Source organism: Chryseobacterium aurantiacum (genome assembly GCF_003020585.1).
GTDB lineage: Bacteria > Bacteroidota > Bacteroidia > Flavobacteriales > Weeksellaceae > Chryseobacterium > Chryseobacterium aurantiacum.
The window spans coordinates 174,729-188,940 of record NZ_PXUE01000002.1 but is presented as its reverse complement, the minus strand read 5'-3'; the positions used below and the strand labels follow the sequence as shown (position 1 = coordinate 188,940).

The following is a 14,212-nucleotide window of genomic DNA, read 5'->3' as shown; positions in this document are numbered from 1 at the left end:
TTTGAAAAGGGCGGCAACTGATGTTGCTCTTTATTAGCACCGTTTCAGGGTTAAATTGTTGAATTTGTTTTGAATTCTTATAAACCGAATATAGATTTATAAAAACTACTTAATTGCTAATTGACGTTGAACGCTTTTTTCGTCCACTTTAGCTACGTAAGAAGTAGTAGTAAGATTTCTCTTCTGCTTAGTTTCTTTCTTAGTTAAGATGTGGCTTTTGTAAGCATTTTTTCTTTTGATCTTACCAGAACCAGTAAGAGCAAAACGCTTTTTAGCACCTGATTTCGTTTTTAATTTTGGCATTGTTTTGCTTTTTTATTGTTTTGTTATCAATATCTGTTTTGGTTATCCCTAAGGATATTAGGAATAATAGTGTGCAAAGATACAAAAAATTGTGGAAAAACCACCTGTTTTTTTAGATCGTTTTGTTTTTGTTATTCAAAAGGATCTTCGTTAACATCCACTCTTGTAATTAATGCTCTTTCTTCATTATTACCTCCTAAAATTACCTTTATTCTAAATCCGGAAGGAATAAATGGACCACGCTTCCTAAAAAGCTGTACCTTAATGTGTGGGTTGGAAACAGTTCCATTAATAGCTGTATTGGAAGACCATAGTGGATTGCCATTATTATAAACGACAAGGTTTCCATCTCCCTGAGCGATAAGGTGAGGAGTACCGGATTTTCTATCTGTGTTAGTTGCCCATAAAGGACGCTCAAAACCATTTCTATCTTTATAATATAGAACAAGGTTGCTATCCTCCTGCATAATCAATCTGTACTCACGTTGCTCATGAGATAAGATGATAGACCCTCCGGCATATAGTTTTTGTGGATGATTGGTTGTTTCTTTAATGAAGACTTCTGAATTAATAGGAGGGATCTCTCTACTAGCAACGTTTTTAGATTGTACGTCAGATTGATTTACCGCTGGATTTTGGTCAAGGATCTCATCCTGAGCACAAGAACCCAAAAGCATGGAAAGACTTAAAAAAGTCATTAATTTTATTTTCATAGTTTATTTTTTGACAGGCCAAATATAGGGATTAAATCTCTTTTTAAAGAATTAAATTATTGTAAATAATGTCCTGTTCAAGGTAGTTCCGGAGGTTTTGGTTAAGGTAGTGTTAATAATTTATGTAGCTTAAATGTAAAAACCACAATCTATAAGACTGTGGTTTTAAAATCTTCTATAATATGTTAATTATGATTGAAAAAATGCTAAAAGATCTTTATTGATCGTTTCTGCTTCAGTAGTGGGCATTCCGTGGGGAAAGCCAGGATAAGAAATAAGTTTTCCATTCTTCAGCAGGGTAGCGGCTACTTTACCTGTTGTTTCAAAAGGAACAATTTGATCATCCTCACCATGCATTACCAAAACAGGCACGTTTACACTTTTAAGGTCTTCTGTAAAATCCGTTTCAGAAAAAGCCTTTACGCAATCATAATGTGCCTTAATAGAGCCACTCATGCCTTGTCGCCACCAGTTTCTTTGAATCCCCTCGGAAACATTGGCTCCCTCTCTGTTGTATCCATAAAAAGGGAATGTAATATCAATAAAGAACTGTGATCTGTGTTTTGCTGTATTGTTTCGAATGTCATCAAAAACAGAAATCGGGACACCGTTTGGATTATTCTCATTCTTAACCATGATGGGAGTTACAGCGCTTATTAGTACAGCTTTTGAAACTCTTCCGTTACCATGCTTTGCTACATATCGGATCACTTCACCACCACCAGTAGAGTGTCCTACATGAATGACATCTTTTAAATCCAAAGCTTCTACAATTTCGGCAACATCAGCAGCATAAGTGTCCATATTATGTCCGTAAGGCGTTTGTTCTGATCTTCCGTGTCCCCTTCTGTCATGAGCAATAACCCTGTAACCTTTCTCCAGAAAGAAAAATAGTTGGGCATCCCAATCATCACTGGAAAGCGGCCATCCGTGGTGGAAAAATAGGGCTTGTCCTTTTCCCCAATCTTTGTAATAGATTTCTGTTCCGTCCTTTAATGTAAGTGTACTCATAGGTCTTTTTTTTTGTTATTAATGATTTGACTATAGAGGCAAATTTAGAACAAAATTTTTCCCCAATACTTGATATAGGATAATTTAATGAAAGAATAAATAGATATTCTGATACAAAAAAACCGTTCCTTTTAAGAAACGGTTTTTGCATTAAATTTATTTTTTAATCTATAAAGTCTACTTCAATAACATCGTTGATATTTTGTCCATTACCGGATAAAACAAGTTTAATTCGGTATCCAGGAGGAATAAATGCTCCTGTTCTTTTAAAAAGTTGAAGCTTCATATGGGGGTCATTGATATGATAACCAACAGTTTTATTTGTATTCCAAATAGGAATGTTATTATTGTAAATTACCATGTTTCCATCATTTTGGGCAACAAGTGCTGATGGAGTAGTCAAATCTGTTCTGCGGGTATTGGAGCTCCACAATGCAATAGGGTGACCAGATCTTACTTTATAAAGTACAAGGTTGTGATCGTATTGCATAACAAGTTGATAAGTGTCTAGCGAGTTTTCTAGGGTGATTGCTTCTCCTGCATTTAATATACCTCCATGATAACTAATTTCTTTTAGAAGTGTGACCTTTGTAAAGCCAATGTTTAAAGCCTCACTGTTATTCTGGTTTGTTTGTACTGCTTCGTTTTTTACTGTTACATCATCAAGAGTATCATCTTGAGCACAAGATGCCAATAGCATAGAAAGACTTAAAAAAGTCAATAATTTTATTTTCATAGGTTATTTTTTGAAGCTGTAAATATAAAATAAAATTATTAATTCACCATGTATGAAATTAAATATCAAAATAACTTATTGTATATCAGTTGAATAATTTTATTATTTAGACACTTAAAGGTGTCTAAATTTAATTAAATATTTAAAAACAAGTATTCTTTTAATGGTTATTTTCGATGCTTATTGGTTTTACTGACATGACTATGTTATAAGATAAAAGGGTATAAAATAAAAAAAACCTCAAAGTAATTTGAGGTTTAATATTTAAAATAATGACTTAATTATTTTGCTGGTTTTTTAGGACTCATCATCATAATCATCCTTTTTCCTTCAAGCTTAGGAAGCTGATCTACTTTACCTACATGCTCTAGTTCTTGAGCAAGTTTTAAAAGCAAGATTTCTCCCTGATCCTTAAAGATAATCGAACGTCCTTTAAAAAATACGTAGGTCTTCAATTTAGAACCTTCTTCAAGGAATTTTTCAGCATGCTTTTTCTTAAATTCATAATCATGGTCGTCAGTCTGAGGTCCGAAACGAATCTCTTTTACTACCACTTTTACTTGCTTAGCTTTAAGTTCCTTCTGTTTTTTCTTTTGCTCATATAAGAATTTTTTATATTCTAATATTCTAGCAATAAAAGGTTCTGCTTTATCAGAAATTACTACTAAATCCAATTCTTGTTCCGCAGCAATCTGTCTTGCTTTGTCAATTGGGTAAATTCCTGGCTCTACGTTATCGCCCACCAAACGAAGCTCTCTCACACGAATTTTATCGTTGATCAAGTGTAAGTCCTCCTGTACAGGACGTCTTTGTGGGCCCCTGTTGTTAAATCTTTGTGCTATTGTATTATAATTTTATTGGTTAATTTTCTATTTATTAAAACATTTAAAAATCAAAATGATTAGAAACTATTTTACCTTAGGTAATTTTTGTTTTTTAATCTTTAATAATTAAATCGCTGCTTCCTTTTTGAAGTAAGTTACGAAATCTTCCAGTTTCATCACTCCAAGATCTCCTTCACCACGTCTTCTTACAGAAATCGTGCCTTCATTTTCTTCATTTTCTCCTACTACAAGCATGAAAGGAATTTTATTCAATTCAGCATCACGGATCTTCTTACCTGTCTTCTCGTTTCTATCATCAATCTGACCGCTAATATCGTGATTTTCCAAAAATTGTGAAACTTTTTTCGAATAATCTACATATTTTTCACTGATAGGTAGAATAATAAACTGATCAGGGCTTAACCACAATGGGAAATCTCCTGCCGTATTTTCAAGCAAGATAGCAATGAAACGCTCCATAGAACCAAATGGCGCTCTGTGGATCATTACTGGTCTGTGCTTTTCATTATCATTTCCGATATAATGAAGATCGAATCTTTCCGGTAGGTTGTAATCCACCTGAATAGTTCCTAGCTGCCATTTTCTTCCTAACGCATCCTTTACCATGAAGTCAAGCTTAGGACCATAGAATGCTGCTTCTCCATATTCTACAACTGTTTTTAAACCTTTCTTCTGAGCTGCATTGATAATCGCACTCTCAGCTTTCTCCCAGTTTTCATCAGATCCTATATATTTTTCTCTGTTTTCAGGATCTCTTAAGGATACCTGAGTAACGAAATCTTCAAAACCTAAAGATTTGAAAACATAAAGAGTTAAGTCGATAACTTTTTCAAATTCTTCAGAAAGCTGATCTGGAGTACAAAAAAGGTGAGCATCATCCTGAGTAAATCCACGAACTCTTGTTAATCCGTGAAGCTCTCCACTTTGCTCATATCTGTAAACAGTTCCAAATTCAGCATATCTTTTTGGTAAATCTCTGTAGCTCCATTGTGAAGTCTTGTAGATCTCACAGTGGTGTGGACAGTTCATAGGCTTCAGCAAAAATTCTTCTCCTTCATTTGGAGTTTTGATAGGCTGGAAGCTGTCTGCGCCATATTTATCCCAGTGTCCGGAAGTTACATATAATTCTTTTGCCCCGATATGTGGTGACATTACGAATTCATATCCTCCTTTTTTCTGAGCATCTGAAAGGAAATTCTCTAATTTTCTTCTTAAAGCAGTACCTTTTGGTAACCAAAGAGGTAAACCTGCACCTACTTTTTCAGAGAATGCGAATATCCCAAGCTCTTTACCTAATTTTCTGTGATCTCTTCTTTTTGCTTCTTCCAATCTTTCAAGATATTCAGTAAGATCTTTCTGTTTAGGGAAAGAAATACCATATACTCTTGTCAGCTGAGGGTTCTTTTCATTACCTCTCCAATAAGCTCCTGCTGCATTTAAGATTTTAACCGCTTTTACAATTCCTGTATTAGGAATGTGTCCTCCACGGCATAGGTCTGTAAAGTTATCATGCGTTACAAAAGTAATCTCTCCATCATTAAGATTAGTGATCAATTCTACTTTGTAAGGATTGTCTGCATATGTTTTTAAAGCATCTTCTTTAGAAACAGGATACAAAGAGAAAGTAGAACCTTTCTTTGCATTTTCAAGGATTTTCTTTTCAATCTTCTCGAAATCTTTTTCAGATAAGCTTTCATCCCCGAAGTCTACATCATAGTAGAACCCGCTCTCAATGGCCGGACCAATGGTCAACTTAGCATTAGGATAAAACTCAAGGATAGCCTGCGCCAAAAGGTGGGCAGAAGAATGCCAGAAAGCTTTCTTTCCAAGATCATCATTCCAGGTCAAAAGTTGTACCGTAGAATCCGTGGTTATAGGTGTGGTCGTCTCTACTTGTGTACCGTTAACAATTGCGGAAATGGTATTTCTAGCCAATCCCTCGCTTATCGATTTTGCCACATCTAGAGGAGTAACTGCTCCTTCGAATTCTTTGACACTACTGTCTGGAAGTGTAATTTTTATCATTGTTTACTAAGAAATTTTAAGAGGCAAAAATACGCATTTTTTAGATAAAATACTATATTAGCATATATTTAGAATGATAATTAATATAAAAATGGAAAAGATACTGGTTGTTTTTGTCTCGCTGAGTTCCGTATTTAGTTTTTCACAACAAAATACATCCAAATTTTCTGTTAATTACAACAAAAACATTGAAACCTATTTTCTGGCAGAAATCCTTTCCGCAGAACACCGAAAAAATAATAAAGACTTTGAACTCTATAAAATAAAAGAGTGTTCTGGATATCAGCCCATTGTAAAAGGTGCATTAACGAAATATGAGGGGTTGAAAAACTCAGAGATTGCTATATCAACGGCAAAAATTAATGATGTTTTGCTGGAAAAATATGGTTCAGGAAATGATATTCTGATGAAACCATTGCTATATCATAAGGAATTTCCCTCCACAGAATGGTTCAATAATTATGAATATAGCAGCAACAATCTGACAAAGGAACAGAACGAAGAAATCACTCATTTAATTAAAAATTATCTCTCAGAGCTTTCAAAATTTTATATTCAGGAGAATATTGAACAGTTTTTTAACGAAAATAAAAGTTTTTACAACGGCGGAATAAAAGAATACAGCAAACAAATTCCTACAGGATTTATCAATGCCATGGAGCAGTTTTATGGAGAAAGTTTTAATACCTATACCATTCTTATTTCACCCATGATGATGTGGCCTATTGAGGATAACGAGGGAAGAGGAATTGGTACAGATGTAATTTTACAATCGGGAGATAAGGATATCTATGAGATTGCAAGCCCTTTTATGAAAGTTCAGAAAGAGGGTCAGTTTGGGTATGACAATCAGTTTCAGGCCAGATTTTTAAGTATTCATGAGTTTGGACATTCATTTGTCAATAAAGAAGTATATAAACATAAGGATAAGCTCGAAAAATTTAAGAATCTGTTTGAAAATTCAAGACTAAAGGAAACAATGATCAAAACAGGAGGTTATGGTGATTATCAAACTTGTGTTGCAGAACATCTGGTGAGATTGGGTGAAATTCAGACTGCAAGAATTCAAAAAGATTTTGAAAGGGCCAAGAGATTAGAAGAGTATCATTTAAAAAATAACTTTATTTTTCTACCACAATTAGAGGGAAAATTGAAAGAATATAATTCCAATAGGAGAAAATATAAAACATTTGGAGATTTTGTTCCTCAATTACTAAAGGTTTTTGAAAATAGCAGTATTGAATTTATCAATAATAAGTTGACAGGCGACAAGAATAATAAATCATAAATTGCATCTAACTATGAATACAATAAACATTGATCTACATTGCGATCTGCTATACCATTTACTAAGAGCAAATTCAACCATTGACGATAAAGAAATAGGCTGTTCATTACCTTATTTACAAGAAGGGAATGTAAAGCTTCAGGTGATGGCAATTTATTCTGGAACAGGCTCAGATAGTACTGTTTATGGATTAGAGCAAAGCAAATTATTTTCAACCTTAATCAAAAACGAAAACTTTTTTCTCTTTGATCATGAAAATTATAAAAAGCCTGAAAATGAAAATCGGGTAGGCGTCATTGCTTCCATCGAAAATGCTTCTTCTTTCTGTGATGAAACTGAAAGTCTGGAATCCGGTTTTAAAAAGTTGGAAACCATTATCGAAAACACACAAAAAGTTCTCTATATAGGAATTACCCATCATTTGGAAAACCGTTTTGGAGGCGGAAACAATGCTACAGCAGGATTGAAAGAGGATGGCAAAGTACTGCTTGATTATATTGCTGATAAAAGGATTGCCATTGATCTGGCTCATACCAGTGATCAGCTAGCCTATGATATATTCACTTATATTGACCAAAGAAATTATTCCATACCAATTCTGGCAAGTCATTCAAATTACAGAACCATCTATAAAAACAATAGAAATCTACCGGATGAACTAGCCAAAGAAGTGATTAAAAGAAAAGGATTAATTGGTCTCAACTTTATCAAAGACTATATTGATCTGGAAAACCCTGAAAGACTTTACGAGCATATTCAATATGGGCTCGATCTTGGAGGAGAAAATAGCATTGCCTACGGAGCAGACTATTTTTATTGGAAAGATCATCCGGACAAATCAAGACACCCATTTTTTTTTCCTGAGCATTCCAATGCTTCGGGATATCCGGCAATCAATAAAGAAATTGAAGAACGATTTTCATCCGAATTGGTAGAAAAGATCAGCCATAAAAATGTACTGAATTTTATAGAAAATATGTATAAATAAAACAGAATTTAAGATCATTTTATTCTCTCGCAGATTCAGCTGATTTCGCAGATGCACATAAAAAAAACTGCTTAATCTGCCTAATCAGCGAGCGGCAATTATTGAAAGAAACAACTATTTTAAATGTTTTATTTTACATTAGATAATGCTATTTAATTTATTGTTATAGTGTATTTTATATTGTTTTATTTAATGCTTTCTTTTATACTTCACTTTCTGCTTAATAATTTCAATAACGTCTACATTCTGAACTTTAGATTTGATCCATCCATGAATGTCAATATAAAATAATGACCGTCTGTAATATTCATTGTTAGAAAACTCTTCCAGCTTTTTATCAAAACTTTCAAATGCCTTTTGCCTTTGATTCAATACCTGGTTATTAAGGGTCTTAAAAAACTGGATACTTTCAAAATGAAACTCCTCCGGTTTTTTCATCTTTTTAGCAAACCTAAGTGTTGATGTGATAAATTCATCGTAATCTTCATCATTTCCAGACTCGTATTTTGACATTAAAATCAGAATTCGGGTGTGGAATAGCAGGTCTTCCTGTACGTTGCCTTTCGACTCAATTACCCGCATGGAGTACTCAATGGCTTTCTTGTACATTTTACTTCCAAAAAACATCGCCGCCATTTTAAGGTAAAGGATCATAAAATGGTGCTCATCAATTCTTTCCCTGAGTTTGTCCATTTTCAGTTCAATCTCCGGAATAAGCTTTGTTCCTGTAAAAAACTCACCCTTTACAAAATGAATGTTCATCAAAGTATTGTAGTGTGTCAAAAAAATGAGAGATTGAAGGTTTTCATTTTGAGAAAAATTCTCGGCATTAACCATCGTGTTGAAATTTTCAAAATTTTCCTCAAGAATGTCAATATTTCCGTACAGAAAGAGAATTTTCAGCAGGTAAGTATTTCCTTTGATATACCAAACGGGATGGCTGTGGATCATTTCGGGATTTTTATGAAATAAATCCACCCATTGATAGGCGTATTTTAAGGTGTATTTATAATCTTGCAGAAGTTGATTTTTCCAGACATGGGCCTTAAAATACCAAAGTTTTTCTGTGAAATTCAACTTGTCAAATCTTATATTTTTAATCTGGGCATTGAACACCTCCAGAACTTCCTCCCGGTCTATATCGTTTTTTACATAGCCATGAGTCAACATTTCACTGTATAATTTCAGGGAAAGATTAGAAAGTTTCGTGGTATAGCGGTTCTGTTTGCTAAGTTCCTGAGATTGTCTGATGAGTTCTTCCGCCCGCCCTTCAATACTTCTTGTAATAAATTGAGACTCAATTACTTTCTCAAGATCAATGATTTCGGAGGCAATGCTTTTTTCATCCAGCTCAAGAGCCGCCTGTTTCGTTTTATCAAGAATTTTTAAAGCTTGCTTATAAAGTCCTTTTTGGTACAGAATATTGGCAAAATCAAGCTGTTCCCGAAGTTGAATTCTGTAATTCTGATGACTGGGATTCATGCGAAGACTTACCAGAATTTGTTTATAAAGGTGTGCTTTCAAATTTGAAAGCTGCTGTTTTGTAGATATTTTTTTCTCAATTATGATAGCCTCATCATATTCTTTCATCTTGTCCATTTCAGAAAAAAGGAGTAAAAATTTGGCATCTACGTTAATCCCTAAACGGTTAACATATAATTTAAACTGTCGTTTTTCAGAGGTGGTCAATGACTTTACCAATACAAACAAAAAATCTTTCTGCAATTCTGCCATTGTAAATTTTATGGATTTAAATAATTAGTTATCAAATAGATAAAACTATTTTTTCAACTCTTGAATATTGTAATTTTCAGCAAAATTAAAAATTAAAAATTAATGCAAGCTGTAGTTTTGAATCAAAATTAAGTAAAAAACTTCATTTATGAATTCCGAAAAAATTGAAATTTTTGATACCACACTGCGAGATGGGGAACAGGTTCCAGGATGTAAACTGAATACGGAACAAAAATTGATTATTGCTGAAAGGCTGGATGAACTGGGGGTTGATATCATTGAAGCAGGATTTCCAATCTCCAGTCCGGGAGATTTTGAATCTGTTTCTGAAATTTCAAAACTGGTAAGAAATGCAAAGGTATGCGGACTTACAAGAGCTAATAAAAAAGATATTGATACAGCTGCTGAAGCTTTAAAGTTTGCGAAAAAGCCAAGAATACATACAGGAATCGGAACTTCTGATTCTCATATCAAATATAAATTCAATTCAACAAGAGAAAATATTATTGAACGTGCTGCTGAAGCAGTACGATATGCGAAGGGATATGTAGAAGATGTAGAGTTTTATGCTGAAGATGCCGGAAGAACAGATAATGATTATCTGGCGCAGGTATGTGAAGCTGTAATAAAAGCAGGAGCTACTGTTCTGAATATTCCTGACACTACAGGATATTGTCTTCCTGAAGAGTATGGTCAGAAAATAAAATACCTGAGAGAAAATGTAAAAGGAATTGAAAAAGCGGTCTTATCATGCCATTGTCATAATGATTTGGGCTTGGCAACAGCAAACTCTATTGCCGGAGCTATCAATGGTGCCCGCCAAATTGAATGTACCATTAACGGATTGGGAGAAAGAGCGGGGAATACGGCTTTAGAGGAAGTGGTGATGATTCTGAAACAACATAAAGATTTAAATCTGTACACGAATATCAATCCCAAAATGCTGAATGAGATGAGTAGAATGGTTTCTGACCTGATGGGAATGTCTGTGCAACCCAATAAAGCAATTGTGGGGGCTAATGCATTTGCCCACAGCTCAGGGATTCATCAGGATGGAGTAATCAAAAACAGAGAAACTTATGAAATCATTGATCCTGCAGAAGTGGGTGTAAATGCTTCTACCATTATTCTTACAGCAAGAAGTGGACGTTCGGCATTGGCATATCGCTTTAAACATATTGGCTATGATGTAACTAAGAATGAACTTGATTATCTGTATCAGGAATTCTTAAAGATAGCAGACCTTAAGAAAGAAATTGACAATGATGACCTAGCCCTGATCATGGAAGTCTGCAGCAGAAAAATAGTATAGGTTTGATTTAATTCAAGATAAAGTAAAAATGAACAACGATAAAAAGACGCTTTTTGATAAGGTTTGGGATGCTCATGTGGTGGACACGGTGCCTGACGGGCCGCAAGTAATTTACATAGACAAACACCTTATTCATGAAGTAACAAGCCCACAAGCCTTTGCAGAACTTGAATCCAGAGATTTGGAAATATTCAGACCGGAGCAGATTGTTGCAACTGCTGATCATAATGTACCCACTCTTCATCAGGAGCAGCCTATTCGAGATGAATTATCAAGAAACCAGGTTCAGCAACTGACAGAAAACTGTCAGAAGAATAATATTGAATTATTTGGACTAGGTCATCAATATCAAGGAATTGTTCACATCATTGCTCCGGAGCTTGGTATTACACAACCGGGTATGAGCATTGTTTGTGGAGATAGTCACACCTCGACTCATGGGGCATTTGGAGCTATTGCATTTGGAATTGGAACCAGTCAGGTTGCACAGGTTTTTGCCAGCCAGTGCCTATTGCTGAATAAACCGAAGTCAATGAGAATCACCGTGAACGGTAAGCTTAATGCAAATGTTCAGCCTAAGGACGTTATTCTTTATATTATTTCCAAAATCGGAACAGATGGAGGAACAGGGTACTTCTGTGAATATGCAGGAAATGTATTCGAAGAAATGTCTATGGAAGGAAGAATGACGGTATGTAATATGAGTATTGAAATGGGGGCCAGAGGTGGAATGATTGCTCCTGATGAAACAACTTTTGCCTATGTGCAGGGACGTGAGTTTGCCCCAAAAGGAAAGGAATGGGATGAAAAAGTAGCCTATTGGAATACATTGAAGACTGATGAAGGAGCTGCTTTTGATAAAGAACTAGCTTTTGATGCTTCAGAAATTTATCCAATGATTACTTATGGAACAAATCCCGGGATGGGAATTTCAATCCATGAGACTATTCCTGTACCACAAAGTGAATCTGAAACAAAAGCTTTACAATATATGGGACTGAAAGCGGGACAGGCTCTTTCCAGTATCAAAGTGAATTATGTATTCATAGGAAGCTGTACCAATGCAAGAATAGAAGATTTCCGTTCTGCAGCCCAGTATATTAAAGGAAAAAGCAAATCAGAAGCCGTGAAGGCATTGATTGTTCCGGGTTCTCAGCAGGTTGTAAAGCAAATTTATGAAGAAGGATTGGATAAAATCTTTAATGAAGCCGGCTTCCAGATCCGTCAACCGGGTTGTTCTGCTTGTCTGGCTATGAATGATGATAAAATTCCCGAAGGAGAATATTGCGTATCTACTTCCAACAGAAATTTTGAAGGAAGACAAGGGCAGGGAGCGAGAACCATTTTAGCAAGTCCACTTACGGCAGCAAAGGCAGCAATAGAGGGGAGAATTTCAGCTTTTGAAAGCTTAAACTAGAAAGAAAGAAGTACATGCAAAAATTAGTTATTATAAAATCTAATGCGGTTCCATTACCTGCAGAAAATATAGATACGGACCAGATTATTCCGGCAAGATTTTTAAAAAGTATAGACCGAAAAGGTTTTGGTGAAAATCTGTTTAGAGATTGGAGATTTAATATTCATACAGGAGAACCGAATCCTGAGTTTGTTTTAAATAATCCTAAATTCAGCGGTGAGATTCTGGTAGCAGGAAATAACTTCGGCTGCGGAAGCAGTCGTGAACATGCAGCATGGTCTTTGACAGATTATGGCTTCAAAGTAATTATTTCCAGTTATTTTGCAGATATCTTTAAAGGAAACGCCCTGAATAACGGACTTCTTCCTGTAAAGGTTTCCGAAGAGTTTTTAAAAGAAATTTTAGAAGGGATCAATGAAAATCCTGACAATGAAATTGCGATTGATGTGGAATTGCAGTCGATCAGTTTTAAAGATACTACTGAAACCTTTGAACTAGATTCTTACAAAAAAATATGCCTGCTAAACGGGTATGACGATATTGATTTTTTAATCAGCAAAAAACAGGCGATTAAAGCTTTTGAACTAAAAACACAGAAAACAAATGAGCAACAATTATTTTAAAATCGCGGTTCTTCCGGGTGACGGGATTGGACCGGAAATCATTAGTGAGAGTATCAAAATTTTGGATGTCATTGCAGAAGCTTTTCAATATAAGTTTCATTTCGACTATGGATTGATTGGTGCGGAGGCTATTTTTAAAACAGGGAATCCTTTGCCTGAAGAAACTTTAGCAATTTGTAAAGAATCTGATGCTGTCCTTTTTGGAGCGATTGGTGATCCGGTATTTGATAATAATCCTGACGCTAAAGTAAGACCCGAGCAAGGATTACTAAAACTCCGTAAGGAATTGGGGTTATTTGCAAATATTCGCCCCTTAAAAACGTATGCTTCCCTGATTGAAAAAAGCCCGCTTAAGCGAGAAATTATTGAGGGAGCAGACATTCAGATTTTCAGAGAATTGGTAAGCGGAATTTATTTCGGGGAGAAATTTACGGATCCTGAAGGCGGATATGCTTATGATGTTTGCAAATATACTTGTGAAGATATTCTTCCTATTGCTCATATGGCATTTCAGGAAGCTCAGAAAAGGAATAAAAGGCTTACTCTTATTGATAAGGCCAATGTTCTTGATACCTCAAGATTGTGGAGGAAAATCTGCAAGGAAATTGCTTCAGAATATCCAGATGTAGAACTTGATTATATGTTTGTGGATAATGCGGCCATGCAGCTTATCCTTAATCCAAAGCAGTTCGATGTTATTTTAACGGAGAATATGTTTGGTGATATTATTTCTGATGAAGCCAGTGTGATTGGAGGTTCTATCGGATTGCTTCCATCGGCATCTGTTGGTGAGAGCAATGCATTGTTTGAACCTATTCACGGATCTTATCCCCAGGCGAAAGGAAAGGGTATTGCCAATCCTATTGCCTCTATTTTGAGTGTAGCGATGATGCTGGATCATCTTGGCTTAGAGCCTGCTGCCCATAAGTTGCGACAGTCTGTAGAACACGCCATTGAAAATAAATATGTAACGATTGACCTTAATACGAAGCAATATTATTCTACCAGTGAAGTGGGTAGTTTTATTGCAGACTATATCCGTTATTCTGAGAAGTCATATTATAATTTCGAAAATGTAAAAATTGGTAAGTCTACCATTGTGTAAATTTTAAAGTTCACTTAAATTAGGATAGTTAGAAGAAAGGTTCTGCCTCATTATGAGACAGAACCTTTCGATTTTATTCCGTAATTGTTTTATAAATGTCTTAAAATTATTA

13 protein-coding genes are annotated in these 14,212 nt (G+C 35.1%); 6 read left to right on the top strand and 7 right to left on the bottom strand.

The features are described from left to right. Positions 1 to 105: 105 nt before the first annotated feature. From rpmI to thrS, 6 genes are all read right to left on the bottom strand, one after another. Positions 106 to 303, bottom strand: coding sequence for a 50S ribosomal protein L35 (gene rpmI, locus C7D53_RS07330; protein ID WP_002979658.1), 198 nt, complete (start codon positions 301 to 303; stop codon positions 106 to 108). 131 nt (positions 304 to 434) lie between these two features. Beyond that, positions 435 to 1,016 (bottom strand): hypothetical protein, encoded by a 582-nt coding sequence (locus C7D53_RS07325; protein ID WP_106915750.1) that lies wholly within the window; start codon positions 1,014 to 1,016, stop codon positions 435 to 437. 189 nt (positions 1,017 to 1,205) lie between these two features. Further along, positions 1,206 to 2,027 (bottom strand): alpha/beta fold hydrolase, encoded by an 822-nt coding sequence (locus C7D53_RS07320; RefSeq protein ID WP_106915749.1) that lies wholly within the window; start codon positions 2,025 to 2,027, stop codon positions 1,206 to 1,208. Positions 2,028 to 2,190: 163 nt separating this feature from the next. Further along, complete coding sequence (locus C7D53_RS07315) at positions 2,191 to 2,748, bottom strand: hypothetical protein (RefSeq protein WP_162926119.1); 558 nt, start codon at positions 2,746 to 2,748, stop codon at positions 2,191 to 2,193. A 296-nt stretch (positions 2,749 to 3,044) separates the two neighbouring features. Next, the gene (infC, locus tag C7D53_RS07310) at positions 3,045 to 3,545 is read right to left on the bottom strand and encodes a translation initiation factor IF-3 (RefSeq protein ID WP_172625635.1); all 501 of its coding nucleotides are present in this window, start codon (positions 3,543 to 3,545) and stop codon (positions 3,045 to 3,047) included. Positions 3,546 to 3,713: 168 nt separating this feature from the next. After that, positions 3,714 to 5,633, bottom strand: coding sequence for a threonine--tRNA ligase (gene thrS / locus C7D53_RS07305; RefSeq protein ID WP_106915747.1), 1,920 nt, complete (start codon positions 5,631 to 5,633; stop codon positions 3,714 to 3,716). Between the two features lie 91 nt (positions 5,634 to 5,724). Between thrS and C7D53_RS07300 the strand changes: the two genes are divergently transcribed. Continuing rightward, positions 5,725 to 6,921, top strand: a complete 1,197-nt coding sequence (locus C7D53_RS07300; protein WP_162926118.1) for a DUF4932 domain-containing protein — start codon at positions 5,725 to 5,727, stop codon at positions 6,919 to 6,921. A gap of 13 nt (positions 6,922 to 6,934) precedes the next feature. Then, on the top strand, positions 6,935 to 7,909 hold the full coding sequence (locus tag C7D53_RS07295) for a dipeptidase (RefSeq protein ID WP_106915745.1): 975 nt from the start codon (positions 6,935 to 6,937) through the stop codon (positions 7,907 to 7,909). Positions 7,910 to 8,098: 189 nt separating this feature from the next. On the opposite strand, the gene C7D53_RS07290 is transcribed toward C7D53_RS07295, so the two are convergent. Continuing rightward, a complete protein-coding gene (locus C7D53_RS07290; protein WP_106915744.1) occupies positions 8,099 to 9,643 on the bottom strand; it encodes a hypothetical protein in 1,545 nt (514 codons plus the stop codon). 148 nt (positions 9,644 to 9,791) lie between these two features. Between C7D53_RS07290 and C7D53_RS07285 the strand changes: the two genes are divergently transcribed. The 4 genes from C7D53_RS07285 to leuB are packed head-to-tail and all read left to right on the top strand — an operon-like array spanning position 9,792 to position 14,100. Then, entirely contained in the window at positions 9,792 to 10,955 is a 1,164-nt protein-coding gene (locus C7D53_RS07285) for a 2-isopropylmalate synthase (RefSeq protein ID WP_106915743.1), read from the top strand. A 28-nt stretch (positions 10,956 to 10,983) separates the two neighbouring features. Then, a complete protein-coding gene (gene leuC, locus C7D53_RS07280; RefSeq protein ID WP_106915742.1) occupies positions 10,984 to 12,372 on the top strand; it encodes a 3-isopropylmalate dehydratase large subunit in 1,389 nt (462 codons plus the stop codon). 14 nt (positions 12,373 to 12,386) lie between these two features. After that, entirely contained in the window at positions 12,387 to 12,995 is a 609-nt protein-coding gene (gene leuD / locus C7D53_RS07275; RefSeq protein WP_106915741.1) for a 3-isopropylmalate dehydratase small subunit, read from the top strand. Next, positions 12,976 to 14,100 carry a 3-isopropylmalate dehydrogenase gene (gene leuB / locus C7D53_RS07270; RefSeq protein ID WP_106915740.1) on the top strand — a complete coding sequence of 375 codons (1,125 nt, stop codon included), beginning with the start codon at positions 12,976 to 12,978 and terminating at the stop codon, positions 14,098 to 14,100. The genes leuD and leuB overlap by 20 nt, the downstream gene beginning before the upstream one ends. Positions 14,101 to 14,212: the final 112 nt, after the last annotated feature.